The sequence below is a fragment of the Segatella asaccharophila genome, from assembly GCF_054687055.1.
The window spans coordinates 1-20,440 of the sequence record NZ_BAACAN010000022.1 but is presented as its reverse complement, the minus strand read 5'-3'; the positions used below and the strand labels follow the sequence as shown (position 1 = coordinate 20,440).

The 20,440-nt window shown below is 42.7% G+C and carries 12 protein-coding genes; 8 read left to right on the top strand and 4 right to left on the bottom strand.

The window, feature by feature from the left end; genetic code table 11:
- Positions 1 to 92 precede the first annotated feature (92 nt).
- From ACYRYG_RS10950 to ACYRYG_RS10915, 8 genes are all read left to right on the top strand, one after another.
- Positions 93 to 3,146 (top strand): golvesin C-terminal-like domain-containing protein, encoded by a 3,054-nt coding sequence (locus ACYRYG_RS10950; RefSeq protein ID WP_293432544.1) that lies wholly within the window; start codon positions 93 to 95, stop codon positions 3,144 to 3,146.
- A 21-nt stretch (positions 3,147 to 3,167) separates the two neighbouring features.
- Positions 3,168 to 5,054 (top strand): outer membrane protein assembly factor BamB family protein, encoded by a 1,887-nt coding sequence (locus tag ACYRYG_RS10945; RefSeq protein WP_294729094.1) that lies wholly within the window; start codon positions 3,168 to 3,170, stop codon positions 5,052 to 5,054.
- A gap of 70 nt (positions 5,055 to 5,124) precedes the next feature.
- Positions 5,125 to 6,471 (top strand): MFS transporter, encoded by a 1,347-nt coding sequence (locus tag ACYRYG_RS10940; protein WP_293418585.1) that lies wholly within the window; start codon positions 5,125 to 5,127, stop codon positions 6,469 to 6,471.
- On the top strand, positions 6,471 to 7,697 hold the full coding sequence (locus tag ACYRYG_RS10935) for an exo-beta-N-acetylmuramidase NamZ family protein (RefSeq protein ID WP_293418583.1): 1,227 nt from the start codon (positions 6,471 to 6,473) through the stop codon (positions 7,695 to 7,697). Before ACYRYG_RS10940 ends, ACYRYG_RS10935 begins: the two co-directional genes overlap by 1 nt.
- Before the next feature lie 4 nt (positions 7,698 to 7,701).
- Positions 7,702 to 8,862, top strand: a complete 1,161-nt coding sequence (locus ACYRYG_RS10930; RefSeq protein ID WP_293418581.1) for an acyltransferase family protein — start codon at positions 7,702 to 7,704, stop codon at positions 8,860 to 8,862.
- Positions 8,859 to 9,704, top strand: a complete 846-nt coding sequence (locus ACYRYG_RS10925; protein WP_293418579.1) for an ATPase — start codon at positions 8,859 to 8,861, stop codon at positions 9,702 to 9,704. The genes ACYRYG_RS10930 and ACYRYG_RS10925 overlap by 4 nt, the downstream gene beginning before the upstream one ends.
- A 6-nt stretch (positions 9,705 to 9,710) precedes the next feature.
- The gene (gene murQ, locus ACYRYG_RS10920; protein WP_293418577.1) at positions 9,711 to 10,538 is read left to right on the top strand and encodes an N-acetylmuramic acid 6-phosphate etherase; all 828 of its coding nucleotides are present in this window, start codon (positions 9,711 to 9,713) and stop codon (positions 10,536 to 10,538) included.
- A complete protein-coding gene (locus ACYRYG_RS10915; protein WP_293418575.1) occupies positions 10,528 to 11,172 on the top strand; it encodes a GDSL-type esterase/lipase family protein in 645 nt (214 codons plus the stop codon). Before murQ ends, ACYRYG_RS10915 begins: the two co-directional genes overlap by 11 nt.
- A 132-nt stretch (positions 11,173 to 11,304) precedes the next feature.
- Here the strand turns inward: ACYRYG_RS10915 and ACYRYG_RS10910 are convergent, their stop codons facing one another.
- The 4 genes from ACYRYG_RS10910 to ACYRYG_RS10895 all read right to left on the bottom strand — a co-directional run bounded on the left by ACYRYG_RS10910 (position 11,305) and on the right by ACYRYG_RS10895 (position 20,173).
- Positions 11,305 to 12,417 (bottom strand): alkaline phosphatase family protein, encoded by a 1,113-nt coding sequence (locus tag ACYRYG_RS10910; RefSeq protein WP_293442025.1) that lies wholly within the window; start codon positions 12,415 to 12,417, stop codon positions 11,305 to 11,307.
- Between the two features lie 193 nt (positions 12,418 to 12,610).
- Positions 12,611 to 15,901 carry a heparinase II/III domain-containing protein gene (locus ACYRYG_RS10905; protein ID WP_460198149.1) on the bottom strand — a complete coding sequence of 1,097 codons (3,291 nt, stop codon included), beginning with the start codon at positions 15,899 to 15,901 and terminating at the stop codon, positions 12,611 to 12,613.
- Between the two features lie 18 nt (positions 15,902 to 15,919).
- Positions 15,920 to 19,252, bottom strand: a complete 3,333-nt coding sequence (locus ACYRYG_RS10900; RefSeq protein ID WP_460198148.1) for a heparinase II/III domain-containing protein — start codon at positions 19,250 to 19,252, stop codon at positions 15,920 to 15,922.
- Positions 19,253 to 19,297: 45 nt separating this feature from the next.
- Positions 19,298 to 20,173 (bottom strand): sulfatase-like hydrolase/transferase, encoded by an 876-nt coding sequence (locus ACYRYG_RS10895; RefSeq protein WP_293423841.1) that lies wholly within the window; start codon positions 20,171 to 20,173, stop codon positions 19,298 to 19,300.
- Between the last annotated feature and the right edge of the window lie 267 nt (positions 20,174 to 20,440).

The following is a 20,440-nucleotide window of genomic DNA, read 5'->3' as shown; positions in this document are numbered from 1 at the left end:
CCTGAACTTTCATTTTTAAACAACAGTCCTGACCTCAGAAAGACAGAAACGAAAACGTTGATTTAACTTCAGACAGAATAAAACTTAAAAGAATGAAGAAACAGATAGTACTTAATCTTCTATTACTCGGATGGTTTGCCCCTCTTTTTGCTCAGGGACCAACTTTCACGAGGAATGACTACCAATCTATTGAAAGCATTTTAAACAGTTATACGAAGGGGGTACAAACAGGAAAGATCAAAGTAGATTCCATTCAATCTGCAAATGATACACTTACCGTCTATGCCACAAGCAATTTTTCCTATGTTCCCTTCAGAGAGGATAATTACACAAGTCTCATACAAAGACTAAAGGACACTTTATCCCCACAACATTCTTTTAAAAATATCCGTATTATCTCAGATGGCAAGAGTATCTGTGACTTGATTCCAAGGTCGTTCTTATCTCCGAAGGCTAAACGACCCGCCTTCACCAACCCCAACAATATTCCTCTTGTCAAAGACCTGGACAGACCTTATACGCCAACCCGTGGTCTTTACGGAAGACATCTTGCAATGTGGCCAAGCCACGGCGCCTATTACGAATTAGGACTTCAGCGCTGGGAATGGCAACGTGCAAGGATGTTCCAAACTGTCGAAGACAAATATACAGAAAGTTACGTTTTACCCTATCTCGTGCCGATGCTTGAGAATGCCGGCGCTATTGTCATGCTGCCCCGGGAAAGAGACCCGAATCCATACGAGGTGATCGTAGATAACGACGGCCATGAGGCCACCTCACCCTATTATGAGAAAAACGGAAGCAACTTATGGAGAAACGGAGAGGGAACAGGATTTGCTTATCTCCGAAAAATCTACAAGGATTTCGAAAATCCGTTTACAGAGGGAACTTACCGGGAGACCGAAACAGTAAGTAAAGAAAAGGATGCAAGCACCATAACATGGGCTCCGGACATCCCTGAGGACCGCAATTATGCGGTATATGTATCTTATAAATCATTGCCTAACAGCACCACCGCAGCCCGCTATACCGTATACCATAAAGACGGGAAGACCTCTTTCTCCGTCAACCAGAAAATGGGCGGCGGCACCTGGATCTATTTAGGCACATTCGATTTTGGCAAAGGGACGAAAGAAAAAGTAGTACTTTCCAACTATGCCAGGAAGGCTGGAAGTGAAATTACAGCAGATGCGGTAAAGTTTGGTGGCGGAATGGGTAATATTGCCCGCCGTGCAGATCCGGACAGTATCATCCGCAACACAAAGACAGACCGCAGGAGTGAACGTATCGCCCGCAATGCCTACCAGCCAAGGATCGATTACCCTTACCTCGTCAGCGGCTATCCCCGCTTTGAAGAGGGTGCACGCTACTGGCTGCAATGGGCAGGGGTCCCGGACAGCATCTACTCTCCCACTCATGGACGAGATGACTATGCCGATGACTATAAAGACCGCGGAACATGGGTCAACTATCTGGCCGGAGGCACAAAGGCCGCACCCGATTACAAGGGACTGAATATCCCGGTTGACCTCTCCTTTGCCTTCCACAGTGATGCCGGAACCGTTTATGGTGACTCCATCATCGGCACTCTCGGCATCTATGACTCCCAGAAATACAACGGGAAGTTTGCTGACGGCACATCACGAATGGCCTGCCATGACCTGTGTGACCAGGTCTTGTCAAGTATTACCCATGACATCCGTACGCTCTATGAACCTAAATGGACCCGGAGGGGTATGTGGGATGCCAGTTATTATGAAGCCTGGGAGCCACGGGTGCCGGCAATGCTGCTCGAACTCCTGTCACACGAAAACTTTGCAGACTTGCGCTATGGGTTTGATCCCCACTTTCAGTTTACAGTAAGCCGTGCTATCTATAAGGGAATGCTCCGCTTCTTAAGTGACGAATATGGTTACAAATATGTTGTCCAGCCATTGCCTGTGGATCATTTTGCCGCAGTACTGTCAGGAGCCAGTAAAGTAAGACTAACCTGGAACGCCGTGAATGATTCTTTGGAACCAACGGCTGTCCCTGAAAAATATATCGTCTATAAACGAATAGGAAATGGAGATTTCGACAATGGAACTGTCGTGAAGAAAACGACTTATACCTGTAAGATCCCCGTTGATGAAGTAGTCAGTTTTAAAGTCACTGCCCTCAACAAAGGTGGTCAGAGCTTCCCGTCAGAAATACTCTCTGTCGGGATTTCATCCCGGTCTACAGCCAAACCGGTCCTTGTCATCAACGGGTTCGACCGTATCAGTGCCCCCGATGACTTCACCTCATCAGATGGCAAGGAAGCCGGATTCCTCACCGACATAGATAATGGAGTACCTTACAAATACTGCATCAATTATGTGGGAAAGATGAAGGAGTACCGCCGTTCTATACCATGGACAGATGATGATTCAGGAGGATTCGGTGACAGCTATGGCAACTACGAGAAAATGGTCATAGCAGGAAACACTTTTGATTATCCTGCCCTCCATGGAAGATGTATCATGGATGCCGGCTACAGTTTTGTCTCAGCAAGTAAAGCAGCTGCTGTAGCCAATCATCTGCTCAATGCACAAGACTATTGTGCTATAGACCTGATCCTCGGTAAGGAGAAGCAGACCAAGTTAGGACGTCCCGGAGTAACTCCTCTGAAATTCAAGACTTTTGATTCTGATTTACAAAGTGCCATTACAGACTATTGCAAAGCCGGTGGCCGGATTTTCATCTCAGGCTCTTACGTGGCCTCAGACTTATGGTTCAATCCGCTGGCTCCCGCAAAGGACAGTGACAAACTCTTTGCACAGAACATACTGAAATATAAATGGCGTGATGACAGGGCTGCCACTGACGGGGAAATCAAATTTGTAGCCTCCCCACTGACGACACAGCAGGAAGAATTCAGTTATTACAACAAACCCAATGAGACCTCCTATGTAGTCGAGTCACCGGATGCCATAGAACCGGCAGACTCCTGTGCCTATACGGCTTTACGCTATTCGGAAAACAATCTCAGCGCAGGCATTGTATTTGGCGGTTCAGCGCAGGACCACTGGCGCACGGTGGTCTTCGGATTCCCGTTTGAATCGCTAAAGGGAGATGCCATAAGAAGTTCCCTGATGAAAAAAGTCCTGAGTTTCTTACTCAAGTAATCCCTGAAAGCATACAGCATCATGGAAAAAAGACAATTCACGAGGACAGTCCTGCTGGTCATCATGATCTTCATCTCATCGCTTGGGGGCCTCTCTGCGAAGGCGGGAGAGCCTTTCCGGTTTGTCGTACTTACCGATATTCACATTAATGCCAAGAAGGCAGATGCCATAGAAGACCTACGACATTCCGTCGATCAGATCAACACCTCAGACAGCATCGACTTCATCCTGGTAACGGGCGACATTGCCGATGAGGGCGACCGGGCATCACTGCTGATAGCCAAGAAAGAACTGGACCGGCTGAAAGAACCTTATTACATCATTATGGGCAATCATGACCAGAAATGGAGTGAGAGCGGGTGCATGGACTTCAAGAACATTTTCGGTTATGAACGTTTCCGCCTGGACCATAAAGGTTACCTCTTCCTCGGTTTCGGATGCGGGCCGATGATGAGAATGGCTCTCGGGCACATCTCTCCTGAAGACATCGACTGGCTGAAAAAGGAACTGGCACAAAACGGGAAACAGGGTAAACCTGTATTTCTGGTAACGCACATTCCTATGCTTCCTCAGGATATGGACAACTGGTATGAAGTGACAGATGCTGTCCGGGCCTATCCGGTAAAAGCCTTCATCGACGGACATTATCATATTAACCGCTATACGACCTATGACGGTATTCCCGCGTTTATCAACATTACTAATCTCAGGCGCAAAGGACACCGGTTCGGTCAATACAACGAGTATGACATTACCTCTGACTCAATGATCGTCTACACCCACCCGGTGGGTGAACCTCGTTATCGCTGGGGAGGGATTTCACTTACTCACAAATACTATGATAAAAGCCCCGGATCTTTCAAGCTACGTCCCAGTTTCAAGGTCAATGAAGAATTCCCTCAGGTAAAAGAAGCCTGGACGGTCAGATCACATGCTGCTATTTTCTCTTCACCCGTTGTCTATAAAGGAAAAGTATATACGGCTGATGACTTAGGAAGGATCAACTGCTATACGCTGAAAGACGGTCGTCTCCTATGGAGTTGCCACACTCACGGACGCATTTTCGGCACTCCGGCGATCGCAGGGGGAATGCTTGTTGCCGGATCTGCGGACAACCGTATCTACGGTGTCAATGCCAGAACCGGACAAATCTGCTGGCAACTAAAGACACGTCGCCCTGTTGTCAGTGCTGTAACGATCGACAAAGGTATCGCCTACATCGGAGCAAGCGACAGCACCTTCCGGGCTATCAGGATCAAGGATGGAAAATTGATCTGGGCAACCGGGGGGATTAATGGATACGTTGAGACACGGCCATTGGTAACTAAAGATAAGGTTATATTCGGAGCATGGGATAACACCCTCTATGCACTGGACAAGAAAGATGGATCCCTGAGTTGGAAATGGGTAACCTGTGCTGATAAGGGGATGCACTTCTCCCCTGCGGCCGTATGGCCGGTAGCCGCTCACGGAAAGGTATTCATCGTTGACCCAGAGCGCGCCATGACAGCCCTGGACTTGAAGACAGGCAGACAGCTCTGGCGGACGTATCAGAGCAAAGTCCGGGAATCGATCGGACTATCAGCAGACCATAAGCGAGTCTATGCTAAAACCATGCGGGACAGCATCGTATGCTACTCCGCCGAAACGGACTTTCCGAAAGAACTGTGGAGTACAGATGTAGGTTTCGGCTATGAGCATGCCACGGTCATGCTGGAAGAAAAGGACGGAGAGGTGTTCTCGTCTACCAAAAACGGTCTGGTCTTCGCTTTAGATGCCTATACAGGAAAAGTATACTGGAAGCACAAAATAGGCAACACACTCGTCAATACGGTAGTGCCTTTGAACAAAAGAGAAGTACTCTATACGAATGAAGACGGGTTAGTAGGCAAATTAGTCATTCCGTAAAACAGACACAGCCATTTAAGAGCAACGAGAAAAAGTATAAAATGATCAAGAAGCAGCAGAAACATAGAAAATGAAAAGTACAAAAAATCTATCCTATTGGACATGGATACCCACCCTCTACTTTGCAGAAGGTATTCCTTATTTCATAGTGAACAACATCTCAGTGACCATGTTCACAAAAATGGGGGTACCTAACGGAGAGATGGCCCTGTTTACCAGTCTCCTCTATCTTCCATGGACCATCAAGCCCCTGTGGAGTCCGTTCGTGGATATTATCAAGACCAAACGCTGGTGGATCGTCACTATGCAGTTACTCATCAGCATCGCTTTTATTCTGCTGACTCTCACCATTCCGCACCCGGATGCAGCCACGATCAAAGCGGGAGCGACCCCTATCAGCCTTTTCACCTTTACGCTGATCCTCTTTATCATTACGGCATTTGCTTCCGCGACACATGATATTGCCGCAGACGGTTTTTACATGCTGGCCATGCCGGAAAACGAACAGTCATTCTTCATTGGTATCAGGAGTACCTTCTATCGCCTGTCATCCATATTCGGGCAAGGCGTTCTGGTCTATATTGCCGGCAAACTTGAACGTCAGACCGGCAATATCCCGATGTCCTGGGAAATCACGATGGGCATCCTTGCTGTCCTGTTTACAGCCCTGGCACTATACCATACATTTATCCTCCCCCATCCTGCTGTCGACGCCCCACACATTACTGATGAGACAAGTAACAAGGCCAAAGAGGTCATGAGAGAGTTTAACCGTACTTTTGCCACATACTTTGAAAAACCTGGTGTATGGCTGGCTATCGTTTTCATGCTCCTCTACCGTCTGCCCGAAGCCTTTCTTCTCAAGATGGTCAATCCCTTTCTTCTGGACTCTCCAAAATCAGGAGGACTGGGCCTTGCAACAGATGACGTAGGCATCGTATACGGAACCATCGGTGTCCTCTTCCTTACAATCGGAGGAATTATCGGAGGAATTGCGGCTTCCAAATGGGGACTAAAAAAAGCACTATGGCCTATGGCTGCGAGTATGACCCTGCCATGCGCCACATTCGTCTTCCTGGGTATGAGCCATACGACAAACCTGGTGGTCATCAGCACATGTGTGGCCTTCGAACAGTTCGGATATGGCTTCGGATTCACGGCTTACATGCTATACATGATGTACTTCTCAGAAGGAGAATTCACGACAGCCCATTATGCTATCTGTACGGCTTTCATGGCGCTGAGTATGATGATACCCGGAATGTTTGCAGGGTATATACAAGAGTGGATGGGCTACAAGGAATTCTTCTGGATGGTCATGATCTGCTGCCTGGCAACCGTTGCCGTCACCTTTTTTGTCAAAAAGAAAGTAGACGAGAATTACGGGAAAAAAGATAATCATAAAACAGATAACTGATGAAAAAGGTTTTTATACTCCTTTTCTGTGTCCTTTCTGCATACAGTCTGTATGCACAGAAAGTACAGACAGGAATAGAGGTTCTTAAAAGTCAGAACTTCAAGATATTACAAGGGGAACGTGTAGGACTGGTGACCAACCCCACAGGAGTAGACAATGAATTACGGTCAGACATAGACATCCTGGCTCAGGCGCCGAATGTCCATCTGGTCGCCCTGTTCGGGCCGGAGCATGGCCTCCGGGGCAGTGCCCATGCCGGCTCTGCAGTAGGCAATGACACGGATGCCATCACTCATCTGCCGGTATATTCCCTCTTTGGGAAGCATCGTATGCCCTCCCCTGAGATGCTGAAAGGCATAGATGTACTGGTATATGACATCCAGGACATCGGCTGCCGATCATTCACCTACATCAGTACCCTGGACAACATACTGAAAGCTGCAGTGCAGAACCATATCAAAGTGGTTGTCCTTGACCGCCCAAACCCATTAGGAGGAGAGAAGATTGAAGGAAACATCGTTGAGGACGACTGCATCTCCTTCGTCAGCCAACTGAAGATTCCATACCTCTACGGACTTACGCCGGGAGAATTAGCCCTATTCCTCAATGGGGAGAACAGGCTTGGAGGGAAATGTGACCTGACGGTCATCAAGATGAAAAAGTGGAAACGCCGCATGACTTACAGGGATACAGGCCTGCAATGGGTACCTGCGTCACCACATATACCGGAGTCAGAAACAGCACCTTTCTATGCTGTCTCGGGAATTATCGGTGAGCTCGACAACATCTCCATCGGCGTAGGGTACACCCTCCCCTTTCGCCTCTTCGGAGCATCGTGGATTAAGGCGGATCAGTTTGCAGATGACATGAACGGCCTGCATCTCCCCGGTGTACTGTTCCGCCCCATCTTCTACACCCCGTTCTACGGTCCGGGAAAGGGTACGGAACTACAAGGGGTACAGGTCTATTTCACAAACTATAAGAAAGCTAACCTGTGCGATATTCAATTCTATGTCATACAAGAACTCTATAAACTCTATCCAGATCATGACATCCTGGCAAGCGACAACAAAGACCGCCTGGACATGATCGATAAAGTGTGCGGCTCCAAGCAGATCCGACGCCTGTTGATGGAACATCATTTATGGTCGGACGCAAGACCCTATTGGGATAAAGATGTGAAAGCATTCAGGAAAATCGCAAAGAAATACTATTTATATAAATAATGTCATGGAAAAAACTACTGTAAAATCAAATCAGAGAATTCTGGCTCTGGATATATTACGGGGAATGACCATCGCAGGAATGATCCTCGTCAACAATCCGGGCGGCCCTCAGACCTATGCCCCCTTGCAGCATGCTGTATGGCTGGGACTGACCCCGACAGACTTAGTGTTTCCTTTCTTCATGTTCATCATGGGGATCACTACTTATCTGTCTCTCCGCAAATTCGAGTTTAAATGGTCCTGGAAGTGTGCACGGAAGATTCTTAAAAGAGCCCTGCTGCTTTGGTTCATCGGCCTGGCCATCACTTGGCTCGTCATGTTTTTCAGAGGGATGGAAAATCCCATTAATGCCCAATTATCATTTGCACAACGCCTCTCTGTTTCCGCCAACACGTTTGGTCAGTTACGCATCCTGGGCGTCCTGCCACGACTGGGCATCTGCTATGGACTGGCAGCAGTCATCGCCCTATCAGTCAGGCATAAATTCATTCCATGGATCATCGCAGGAATATTCATCGGCTATTATATCCTCCTGGAATGCTGTAACGGATATGCCCACGACAACACCAATATTCTGGCCATCGTAGACAACTATATCCTGGGAGCAGGACATGTCTTCAAACCGGAAAGTCCAGACCCTGAAGGTATCCTGAGTACATTCCCCGCTTTGGCACATGTGCTCATCGGCTTTTGCGTGGGGGAAAGCATTATGAAACTAAGCAATCTGAATGATAAAATAGAACGCCTTTTCATCATCGGAGCCCTGCTTACGTTTGCAGGATTCCTGCTAGCCTACGCCTGCCCTATCAGCAAGAAATTATGGACTCCCACTTTCTCAATGGTAAGCTGCGGACTGGCCTCCACCATCCTGGCCCTGCTCACATGGCTCATTGACAAGAAGAAACACCAGGATGCCCTGACCAACTTCTTCCATGTGTTCGGAGTGAACCCGCTGGCCCTCTTCGTCCTTTCTGATTTACTGCTCATCCCATTCGGGATCATTCTGTTCGGAGGCTCATCCATCCGGGTAATCGCCTATACTCATGTCCTTCTGCCCGTCCTGGGGATGAAGGCTGCATCACTGGTCTGGGCAATCCTTTATGTCTGCCTCAACTGGTGTGTAGGCTATATTCTGTTCAAGAAAAAAATATACATAAAATTATGATACTAATAGCTGACAGTGGTTCCACTAAGACAGACTGGTGTGTAGTAGATGAACACCAAGTCATTAAGAAAATCAAGACAAAAGGAATAAATCCGTTTTTCCAGACGGAAGATGAGATAGCAAAGGAGATCCATGCTTCACTGATCCCCCAACTCCCGGAGACGGCCATCAGCAATGTGTATTTCTATGGTGCAGGTTGTACAGCGGAAAAGACATATATCCTGGAAAATGGCCTGAGGAAATATCTGCAGATAACGGATACCTGTGAAGTGGCTACCGATATGCTGGCAGCAGCACGCAGTCTCTGTGGACACAAGGCCGGTATCGCCTGTATTTTAGGTACAGGCAGCAACTCCTGTGCTTACGATGGGGAAAGTATTACAAAGAATGTTTCTCCATTAGGATTCATCCTCGGCGACGAGGGTAGTGGTGCAGTGCTGGGGAAGACACTCATCGGAGACGTGCTCAAAAATCAATTGCCGGAACCTATCATACACCGGTTTGATCAAGAATTTCACTTGTCCGGTGCAGAAATAATAGATAGAGTTTACAGGAAAACATTTCCAAACCGCTTCCTTGCCGGCTTTGTACCTTTTTTGAAGGAAAATCTTGAGGTACCAGCCATCAGCCAACTCGTCGAGGATCAGTTCAAGAGTTTCCTGGTACGCAATGTCGAGCAGTATGAAGGCTGGAACCGGCTTCCGATCGGATTTAACGGATCTATTGCTTATTACTTCCAAGCTCCCCTCAAAAGAGCTCTTGAAAAAGAAGGCATGACCTTAGGACACATCATTCAAGCCCCAATGGAAGGCCTGATAGCCTTTCATACTGGGAAAATATAATCAATTATGGCATTTCAAAAGATTTCAGAGGAGTCCTCCCTCTATAACAATTTGGATAAGAAATCTGTTCATGAGTTGCTTGTGGACATCAACACAGAAGATAAGAAAATCGCATCAGTTGTAGAAAAGGCGATTCCTCAAATAGAAAAACTCGTCTCCCTTATTGTACCACGTATGAAAAAAGGTGGACGTATTTTCTATATGGGGGCTGGTACAAGCGGGAGATTAGGGGTTCTGGATGCTTCCGAGATTCCACCCACGTTCGGCGTACCTCCCACTCATATCATCGGACTCATCGCAGGTGGAGATTTTGCACTCCGCAATGCAGTAGAAAATGCGGAAGATGATACGCAACGAGGATGGGAAGAGCTACAGGAACATCACATCAACACAAAGGATACCGTTATCGGCATCGCGGCCTCCGGCACGACACCATACGTTATCGGAGCACTGCATGAGGCACGCGCTCACGGTATCCTCACGGGATGCATCACCAGTAATCCTTCCGCGCCCATGGAGGCAGAAGCCGATGTCCCAATAGAAATGATCGTCGGACCGGAGTTTGTAACTGGAAGCTCCCGCATGAAATCCGGTACAGGACAAAAGATGATCCTGAATATGATCTCCACTACGGTCATGATCAAACTTGGGCGTGTCAAAGGTAACCGGATGGTGAATATGCAACTCACCAACCAGAAACTCATCGACCGCGGAACAAGGATGATCATTGATGAATTAGGACTGGACTATGACCATGCCAAGCGAATCCTGCTGATGTACGGATCCGTGAAGAAAGCCATTGATGCTTATCGGAAAGAGGATAATGAAGGATAAAATAAAACGGGTATATTGTGATACCTATCAGGAGATGACCCGGCAATTCGACAGCGAACCTCCCATACAGCCTACAGACATTGTAATGCTGGGAGACAGCCAGACTCAATTTGGAGGGAATTGGAACAAGCGTCTGTTAGGGACGGACTCCGGCCCCTATATCAATCGAGGCATAGCCGGTGATGATACCAGTGGCATTTACGACCGTCTTCATCAGGTACTCCCCTTCCATCCAGCTGCTATATACTTTCTTGCAGGTATCAATGACATTTCCCATGGTCTCAACCCGGAAGAAGTTGCCAGTGGTATCTTCAGGATAGTGGAGGAAATCTCTGTTCAATGTCCGGACACGAGACTCTTTCTGCAGAGCCTTCTCCCAATCAACGAGCATTTCCATCAGTGGAAACTGCTGGAGGGAAAGACGGACACGATCGTTCAGGTCAACCACCTCATTCGTCAGAGAGCAGATAAACGGCATATTCCCTTTCTCAACCTTTTCCCCCTTTTCACGCTCTCCGACTCACATATCATGCGCCCAGAACTGACAGTAGACGGACTTCACCTTACAGAAAAGGGATATGAGATATGGGTGCATGAACTGAAAGGTTCCTTTTCCACACCCGAAAAAGATTAACGTTCACCAGCAATATCCCCATAAATCAAATATTTTAGAATCAAATCAGTTAAAAGAATATTATTATCAGATATATCCTCCGTATCTGTGATAATAATATTCTTCTTAATTTTACGCAGCAACTATCTTGATTTAGAAATTAATTGGCGTCCCTACATCATTATGATCAGGATGAAAATCAACGCCAAGAATACGTGCAATGGTCGGCGCAATTTGCTTATTATAATAAATAGTTGGATCTGTAACGACCCCTTTTGCCGGAATATTTTTACCTAAAGCCATAAGCCAGGTCTCTCCTGAATTTGGTATATTAGATCCATGACTACGCCAATTCGAACCCTCTCCACGACCATGATCACAAGTAATGATGAGAGTTGTTTTGTTTCGATAAAAACTGTCCCGCTGCACATAATTCCATAAACGACATATAAAATCGTCGGCACGATAGGCAGACATAAGATATTGGTCATATTTCCCCGCATGTCCAAAATCATCAGTCTCTCCTAAACCAATAAATATAAATTTAGGATGACGTGATTTCATCGATTCAAGCGCATATTGAAAAGTAAAAACATCTAAACGTTCATCACTCCATGGACTTGGTGTCTCATCCTCTAACTCATCAAGAAATTTTTCTCTTGCCGTAGGATGAGTAGAAAGACTATGCCTAAATCCAGCATTTACCTCAAGGTGATTTCGTTGTTCACTAAGTATATAAGGAAAAACATCCCAACTTCCGAAAGCCAGGACCTTGCCATGATATTCCGGCATATTATTAGCAACTTCAAGGACATTGATATTTGGATTCTCTATTTTATTATTGCTTGTAATTCTTTCATCATCCGGATACCCACATAAATCTTCGCTATAACCAGGATAAGAGAACTGCATCTTGTTTGATACTTGCATCCTGCTGCCAACATAACGATCACCTATTAGTATACCATGCTTGGCTATAAAATTCCAGGTAAAAGGCATAAGGGCCATACAACGTTCTTTTGCCGTTGTACGCCAAAACAATTTACGAAATTGTGTAAGATCATTTACATATTTTTGATTGAAAATCAACAAACTATCAGCCCCACCAAAAAGTTCTTGCCAACGATACCCATCAATGGTGACAAGTATTACACGCTGTGACCCTGAATTGGCATATTTAATATTACTCTTTGACGTTTTTGCCAGCATACCTTGCAGTGCAAAAATGTAAAATAACAAAAGTAAGAATATTGTTTTTAATTTCATTGTACCTTAATTTAATGTTCTCATAATTACATAAAACTCATTTATTAAGAAGAAACCAAGTAAAATTTTAGGCACAAAATCATCGGTGATTTTCCGCCATATCTCCATCATTATCAACATGATTTCACAAAAATTAATTTCGCCTTAATAATTCTTCATCATAGCCTCCTTTTTTAAAATCTTTATACTGATATTACCTGTTATATTCTTCCAAAAAAGAAAGTGGAATATAAAAGTCAGAACCAATATTAAAGTCCCGCAAATAACCTTTATTATAATCATTCAAATCTGCAAAACCTTTTATAACGGAACAACTTCCTAAATTCAACTTATACATATTTTTTGATTGCTTAACTGCTGATATAATAGGATAAACGGCATTATATTTTAATAACGCATCATCTCCTTTCGAATCGGAAATATCACTATTATCAACATAAATATATTTTCCCTTCAAAATTTTAGGATTAATTCTTTCATCTGTCCGAATTATTATATAATTAGTATCACTCAACTCTTTTGTTGCATCAACTATACGTCCGGTTATCCTATCTGAATATGTTTTATCATCCAATAAGGTTCCATCATTGATGTACTTTCGAATCACTCTCCCATTTTCGTTCTCCGAATATAAACAGAAAAATCCACGAAATTTAAATTTATTTGCTATCCGATAAGTAGTATTTCGATCAAATGAATTGATAAGATAGTCAGTCCTGCCGTTTTTCAATCTAACCCGTACCGCCTTTACAACTGTACTATCAGCCTTCTCCTTGCCATTCCATACAGGTAGAATTTCTATAGAAGCAATCTTACTATTTAATTCATAAGGTTCAATTACAGATACAAAAGTCGTCATCCCATGACCTGGGACTCTTAAGAGAGGCACCCAAGCAGGATTGGAACCATTGTTTGTCGGTGGAATAGCTTCTCCTAACTGAATTTTCTTATTATACCCAGGCATCGTTATTTTCAGATGAATACTTGTCTTTGCCCTTACACCTCTCTTATATTGATTCCATGTATCAACAAGATTCCAATCAATACTGAATAATTTATCGTGGACAAATGCTGTCCTTACATTACGAAATGTATTTTTATTATATGTTACGGCAGGAGTAGCAGGATCAAAAGTTATATTATGATAAAGAGTCGAAGCAGGATCAATTTCTCCAGTATGAAAATTATAAGTATACGGATATGTGCTATTTATGTGAAAGAAATCCACTATATAAGAATCTGAATTATTGATTCTAACCAAAGCTGTTGTTCGCTCATAGTCCCTGGCATATAATTTATAGCTGTTTTCAACTTCATTAGAAGTAGCGTGTATCAACTGAATGCTTTTAGTTGCATCATAATGAAGAGGTTTCCCATAGCCGACAATATGTCCCCTATAACCTAAGGCATCAAAGCTAACAGTATTATGGGCTGGTGTAGACTTATCCCATTGTTGTTCTGGATTCAACTCTCCACCTAACGTATTCGGATAACCAAAATCAGGCATCAAATCCAAATCATACCCGATATACCCAATATTTAGCGGATCAGCATGATTATGACTTGCATTACGTGTACCATAAAACATCCATAATGTACGTTGTGTTGTCTTCTGTGTGTCCTCAGGTGGCAGGCCGTCACGCAATATTGCTAAACCATAAGCCGACTGATTTTCAGAAGATTGCAAAAACTCACCATGATTCTTTATTTCTTTTTGAATTTCAGATTTAATATTCTCAGGATCTTTAGTAAAAATATCCATGTGAATATTAGCAAGAGTCTTATTCTTTAATAAATATATTTTTTGAGCCAGTTCTGTCGTCTTGTATTTACTATATCCAAGAATTAAATTATTGATATTCGTAATAAAATGATCCGGATCACCGGTTGCACCCGTATCACCAATATGAGGAGTAAAATCATCTGTCAACAGAATGGGATTAACATAAAATAATCTCTCGAAACGGGGATTGTGATAAAGATCCGGATCAATATTACCACTAAGTTTTCCTCCATCCGGGATATGATAGCCATCCAACATTCTAGCTACCGCAATCCAATTCTCCAACCAACCAGCATTATAGCCCAAGGAAACTTCATCCCCCTGGCCATCACGACTTATTCTATCAACTAAATACCGCATTGTACTTCCACCATCCCGTTCTCCTTTACTATGCCAATCACTATTCCCATTTTTAAATACGATGTCCAACCATCTTTGCGTTTCAGGATTATGATCTATAACAACTGCGGCTAATGCCAAAGTAGATTGTTGCATACCCGGATTTCCCTGTAGATTTCCATCCCGAAATGCTTTAGCGACTTCACGCAACACACCATTTTCAAAATTGTTTTTGATACATTCAGAATTACCTTTATTCACTTGACCGGATTTACGAACAAGAACACTTTTAGCATTAGCTGACAATGTTTTTATACCAGGAAAGACCGCATCGTATGCAAACATCACACTCTTAATGAAAGTATTCTCCCATATACTTCCTATTATTCTTCCAGAAGACAAATAAGTTCCCCAAACATTGCCGCAGTTTGGGAACCCGAAATAATTATGACGAGGAAAAGGAGAAACATACATTTCAGGATATAAATCAGCAATCCTATCCAGCATCACAATAGCTGCATCTGCATACGTCTGAGCCCTGTCACGTTCTTTCGGATCGGTCGAATACCGAGTAAACATATATGCCCGTGGCAAATCATCAAGCATCGGCATCACACGCCAATACCAAATTACCCAATGTGCATAATAAGCCACATAAGTATAGGGATCCCCATACTTTTCCTTATCCGAAGGATCAAAATGATACCCCATTCCGTCATCTACGCCCCAATTCAAATCATTAGTAATTCTATGAATGATGGAGTCTGATGCTCCTGCGGCCTTAAGATCCTTCAATTGGTCTGCTGTCAGCCCTTTCACAGCATACATATTAACCAGATTCCCCCTTTCACCCTTTCGCAATAAAGCATCATTATGCCTGCGGGCTTTTTCCGGATCAAATCTACCATCACTGTCCAATCCGCCTTCGTAATAAGATTTAAAATCATTAGTGGGAAAGGTGAGGTGACAATTCGGGCATGTCAGTTTCCAGTCTATTTTATGTTTATCATAAAGATAAGAATAGTTTCCATATTTATTGATCGCTGTGCCACAGACCAAACAACCCTTTAATGAATTAACGGCAAAGGAGCGTGGAATTTTCTGAGAAGGCATCATATCCCATATCCGGGCATAATCACCATTAAAATCAGCAAGCCACCTCTCAGCACAAGCGACAGCCTCATCTTTCTCTTTTCTTGCCCAGGTATATTTTTGAATATTTTCTGCAGCGTTACGAACCCGCTCTTCTGTATAATAAGAAGAACGGCATTTGACGATCCCGTTACCCTTTTTATTGCTATAAGCAGAAAAAAGAGGAATACAAATAAAAAACGATAAAAAAAGGAATAATGATCTAAACATTCTCATATAATATATAAATTACTTTTTCTCTATAAAAGACAATGGTATATAAAAAGATGATCCTAAATTAAAATCACGAGAAAATCCTTTACTATAATCATCCAAATCCTTATAACCACGTACTACTGAACAATCCCCTAAATCTAAAAAGATTGTACCATCCTCACGCCTTACAGCATTCTGTATAGGATAAACTGCGTTGTATTTCATCAACGGATATATTTCCTTAACATCATCATTATTTACATAAATATACTTTCCCCTCAAAATCATTGGATCAACAGAACAATTTGTCTTAATAATAATGTCATTCTTATCTGAAAGTTTATCCGTAGCATCTATCACCGTTCCTGTTATACGATCCCGTGTTTTCATTCCAGCAATCATAGTTCCATCATTTATATATTTCATTACAACTTTTCCTTTACTATTTTCAGAATATACGCCAAAAAAGCCTCTGAAATCAAATTTATCAGCTATCCGATACGTTTTGTTTCTATCTAAAGCATTTACAATATAATCGGTACGTCCATTAACTAATTGAACCTTTACAGCCTGTACTTCCGCACAGTCCGCTGCCCTTGTCCCTTCCATAACAGGTAACGACTGAATTGATATAATTTTTGAATGCCCCATATAAGGTTCAATGACAGACACAAAAATAGTCTGTCCCTGGCCTGGTAACATCAATATGGGCAACCAAACTGGATTATTGCCATCATTAGTAGGAGGGACCGCCTCTCCAACACGAACAGCAGTATGATGATTCCAAGGAACAGTAATTTTCACATGTACATCTGTTTTCGACCTTGCTCCCTTCGAATATTGATTCCATGTATCTAAAATATTCCAATCAATACTAAACTCATTATGTTTAACAGTTGCCGTACGGACATTTCGTAGTGTATTCTTGTTATAAGTAACAGGAACAGAAGAGCTAAAAAACAGATTATTATATTTTGTGGATTCACCATCCACTTCTGCCGTATGAAAATTATAAGTATAAGGACGAGAGCTAATTACATGAAAAAAGTCTACTAGATAAGAATCAAAGCTGTTAATACGAATCAAAGAAGATGTGCGTTCATAAGTTTTAGCACATCTTAAATCATTATGCTCTACATCATTTGTACTAACATGCATTACTTGAACTATTCCTGAATTATCAAAGTGGAGTGGTTTACCATAGCCTAAAAGATGCCCTCTATATCCAAAATCATCAAAACTGACCGTGTTATGCGCTGCAGTTGATTTATCCCACTGCATTTCTTCATTATTTTCATCCCAACCCTTCATCGTATTTGGATAACCAAAATCAGGCATTAAATCCAAATTATATGCAATATATCCAATGCCCAAAGGATCCGCATGATGATGTGTTCCGTTTCGCGCTCCATAAAACATAGCAAAAGCACGTTGAGAAGAATAAGGCATTACTTTATTTTTCGACTTGCCATCACGAAGAATACCCAATCCATATGCGGTATAATTATGAGAGGTAAGATGAAGTCTACCATTTTTTTTAATCACATGCTTGATTTCCTTCTGAATCCGTTCCGGATCTTTCGTAAAAATATCAGTGTGTACATTAAGTATGTTTTCTTTGTTAATAAAATAAACCGCCTGAGCTAATTCTTTCGTTTTATATTTACTATATCCCAACACTAAATTATCCGGATCAATAATAAAATATTCCGGATTCCCGGCAAAACTCGGATTTCCTGTATGAGAAGTATCTCCTATATGAGGAACAAAAGAATCCGTCAACAAAAGATGAATATTTGAAAGAAACAACTTACTAAAACGAGGATTATGATACAGATCCGGATCAATATCTCCGTTCAGTTTCCCCCCATCAGGTATATGATACCCGTCCAATACTCTAGCTACAACGAGCCAGTTAGATAACCAACCGGCATTATATCCTATGGATACCTCATCCCCCTGCCCATCACGACTTAGCCGATCCACCAAGTAAAGTAGTACACCACCTCCTTCACGAGTGCCCTTGGTTTCCCAAAAAGTTTTTTCGTTTTCAAATAAGGTATTCAACCAATGAAGAGTTTCTGGATTATGGTCCATAATAACCGCAGCCAACGCTAAAGTTGATTGTTCCATTCCAGGATTCCCATTTAGATCACAATCATAATAGGCCTTTGCAACTTGACGCAATATTCGATTCTCAAAATTAATTTTTATTTGTGTAGAATCACCTTTTTGAGAATTACCCGATTTTTGCACAAGTACTTCCTTTGCCTTTAATGATAGATGATCTATACCGGGGAAAACCGCATCATATGCAAACATCACACTCTTAATGAAAGTATTCTCCCAGACACTGCCAATTACTCTACCGGTCTCAGGATGCGTATACCACCGGTACCCACAATTTGGAAACCCATAATACCCATTACGCGGAAAGAAATAGACATACATTTCGGGATACAAATCAGCAATCCTATCCAGCATCACAATAGCTGCATCTGCATACGTCTGAGCCCTGTCACGTTCTTTCGGATCGGTCGAATACCGAGTAAACATATATGCCCGTGACAAATCATCAAGCATCGGCATCACACGCCAATACCAAATTACCCAATGTGCATAATAAGCCACATAAGTATAGGGATCCCCATACTTTTCCTTATCCGAAGGATTAAAATGATACCCCATTCCGTCATCTACGCCCCAATTCAAATCATTAGTAATTCTATGAATGATGGAGTCTGATGCTCCTGCGGCCTTAAGATCCTTCAATTGGTCTGCTGTCAGCCCTTTCACAGCATAAATATTAACCAGATTCCCCTTTTCACCCTTTCGCAATAAAGCATCATTATGCCTGCGGGCTTTTTCCGGATTAAATCTCCCATCACTGTCCAATCCGCCTTCGTAATAAGATTTAAAATCATTAGTGGGAAAGGTGAGGTGACAATTCGGGCATGTCAGTTTCCAGTCTATTTTATGTTTATCATAAAGATAAGAATAGTTTCCATATTTATTGATCGCTGTGCCACAGACCAAACAACCTTCAATAGAATTAACGGCAAAAGAGCGTGGAATTTCCTGAGAAGGCATCATATCCCATATCCGGGCATAATCACCATTAAAATCAGCAAGCCACCTCTCAGCACAAGCGACAGCCTCATCTTTCTCTTTTCTTGCCCATGTATATTTTTGGATATTTACAGCAGCATTACGAACTTTTACTTCTGTAAAAAACGAAGAACGTTTCTTCATTGAACCTGCTGCCTTAATAATAACAGGAAGGAATAACAAATAGCTTATCAATAATCCACCTATTAGCAAATAACTATGAACTGTTTTCTCTCTAATCAGCTTCTTCTGCTTCATTGTTATTCCCTCCATTTTTTAACTACTAAAATATGATTCTATGCATCACCTTGCTACTTTCTTTTCAGCCATAATATCCTTTATCCTGTCCAACACTTTCTGGTTAACTTCCAGCAAATGCTGTACTGTCCCGGCTTTATACCAATCGAGAATGCGATCTTGACTGTAAAAAGGTTCACCAAAATTACCATTTTCCAATAAAGCTGCAACATTAATAAAAGAGTCATCATGTTTCCCCAATGTAATTAACTCGGCACGAAGAAAATTAAAATCTTTAATTTGTTCATCAAGTCTTTTCAAATACATATCTGGATGATAATCAGAAGCATCATGGTCCTTAAGAATTTCTTTCACAAATTTTCCACTCGCTCCATCATGGTTAGGCCCATCTTTTCCTAAAAGCCCAACAATGGTAGGAGCAATATCCGTCTGCTCAAAATAAGTCAAATTTCTACCTTGTGCAATATTTGCTCCTACAAAAAGCAATGGCGTACGCCAACATTCCTCATTGTACAAAGAATGCCATCCAGTTTTATTTTCTCCATGATCTCCTGTAATTACCAAAACGGTGCTGTTAAATAATTTTTTCTTTTTAAGAAAAGAGACAAACTTTCCTAACAATTTATCAGCATTTTCAATAGCCATTACATAAGGTGAACCTTTGCCGAAAATATTTCTATAATAGAGTTTATCGGGAGTACTTTGAGATATTTCAAACCCTCGTGTACCAGGAGCTTGGAGATGGATTCTCATAAATACCGGATGCTGATCTTGCAAAATACGAATAGCAGCATTAACCACATCAGCATCCGACATGGTTACATCCTGAACAGCCGTGGAAAATCCACGGCTTAAACTTCTATAATCTATAGCATTAACCACTAATGCCGTTTGTTCCTTAGGAAACATCTCTTGTATCATCTTGTTTTGAGGGCTGAGAAAAAGTGTTCCTTGTTGAATAAGTGGATTAGGAAATGAACAAGTATTATATTTACTATATGAAACGTACATGATTGTCTTTCGCCAAAGGGAATGAAAAGGGATTTTTTGTATCTTTGCCCCAGTATAAATCCTTTAATCCTTTAGATATGGCGAATCAGAAGCAAGAAGTCTCCTTTTCAGAAGTGGTCTCCCGCGGCTGTGGGCTTGATGTCCACAAGAAGGAGATAGTGGCAACAGTCAGCGGAA

Bases quoted from the DNA above. Each gene is read 5' to 3' on its own strand.
- ACYRYG_RS10940 (WP_293418585.1), top strand. From the start codon at position 5,125: ATGAAAAGTACAAAAAATCTATCCTATTGGACATGGATACCCACCCTC.
- ACYRYG_RS10950 (WP_293432544.1), top strand. From the start codon at position 93: ATGAAGAAACAGATAGTACTTAATCTTCTATTACTCGGATGGTTTGCC.
- murQ (WP_293418577.1), top strand. From the start codon at position 9,711: ATGGCATTTCAAAAGATTTCAGAGGAGTCCTCCCTCTATAACAATTTG.
- ACYRYG_RS10925 (WP_293418579.1), top strand. From the start codon at position 8,859: ATGATACTAATAGCTGACAGTGGTTCCACTAAGACAGACTGGTGTGTA.
- ACYRYG_RS10905 (WP_460198149.1), bottom strand. From the start codon at position 15,901: ATGTTTAGATCATTATTCCTTTTTTTATCGTTTTTTATTTGTATTCCT.
- ACYRYG_RS10910 (WP_293442025.1), bottom strand. From the start codon at position 12,417: ATGAAATTAAAAACAATATTCTTACTTTTGTTATTTTACATTTTTGCA.
- ACYRYG_RS10930 (WP_293418581.1), top strand. From the start codon at position 7,702: ATGGAAAAAACTACTGTAAAATCAAATCAGAGAATTCTGGCTCTGGAT.
- ACYRYG_RS10915 (WP_293418575.1), top strand. From the start codon at position 10,528: ATGAAGGATAAAATAAAACGGGTATATTGTGATACCTATCAGGAGATG.
- ACYRYG_RS10945 (WP_294729094.1), top strand. From the start codon at position 3,168: ATGGAAAAAAGACAATTCACGAGGACAGTCCTGCTGGTCATCATGATC.
- ACYRYG_RS10900 (WP_460198148.1), bottom strand. From the start codon at position 19,252: ATGAAGCAGAAGAAGCTGATTAGAGAGAAAACAGTTCATAGTTATTTG.
- ACYRYG_RS10895 (WP_293423841.1), bottom strand. From the start codon at position 20,173: ATGATACAAGAGATGTTTCCTAAGGAACAAACGGCATTAGTGGTTAAT.
- ACYRYG_RS10935 (WP_293418583.1), top strand. From the start codon at position 6,471: ATGAAAAAGGTTTTTATACTCCTTTTCTGTGTCCTTTCTGCATACAGT.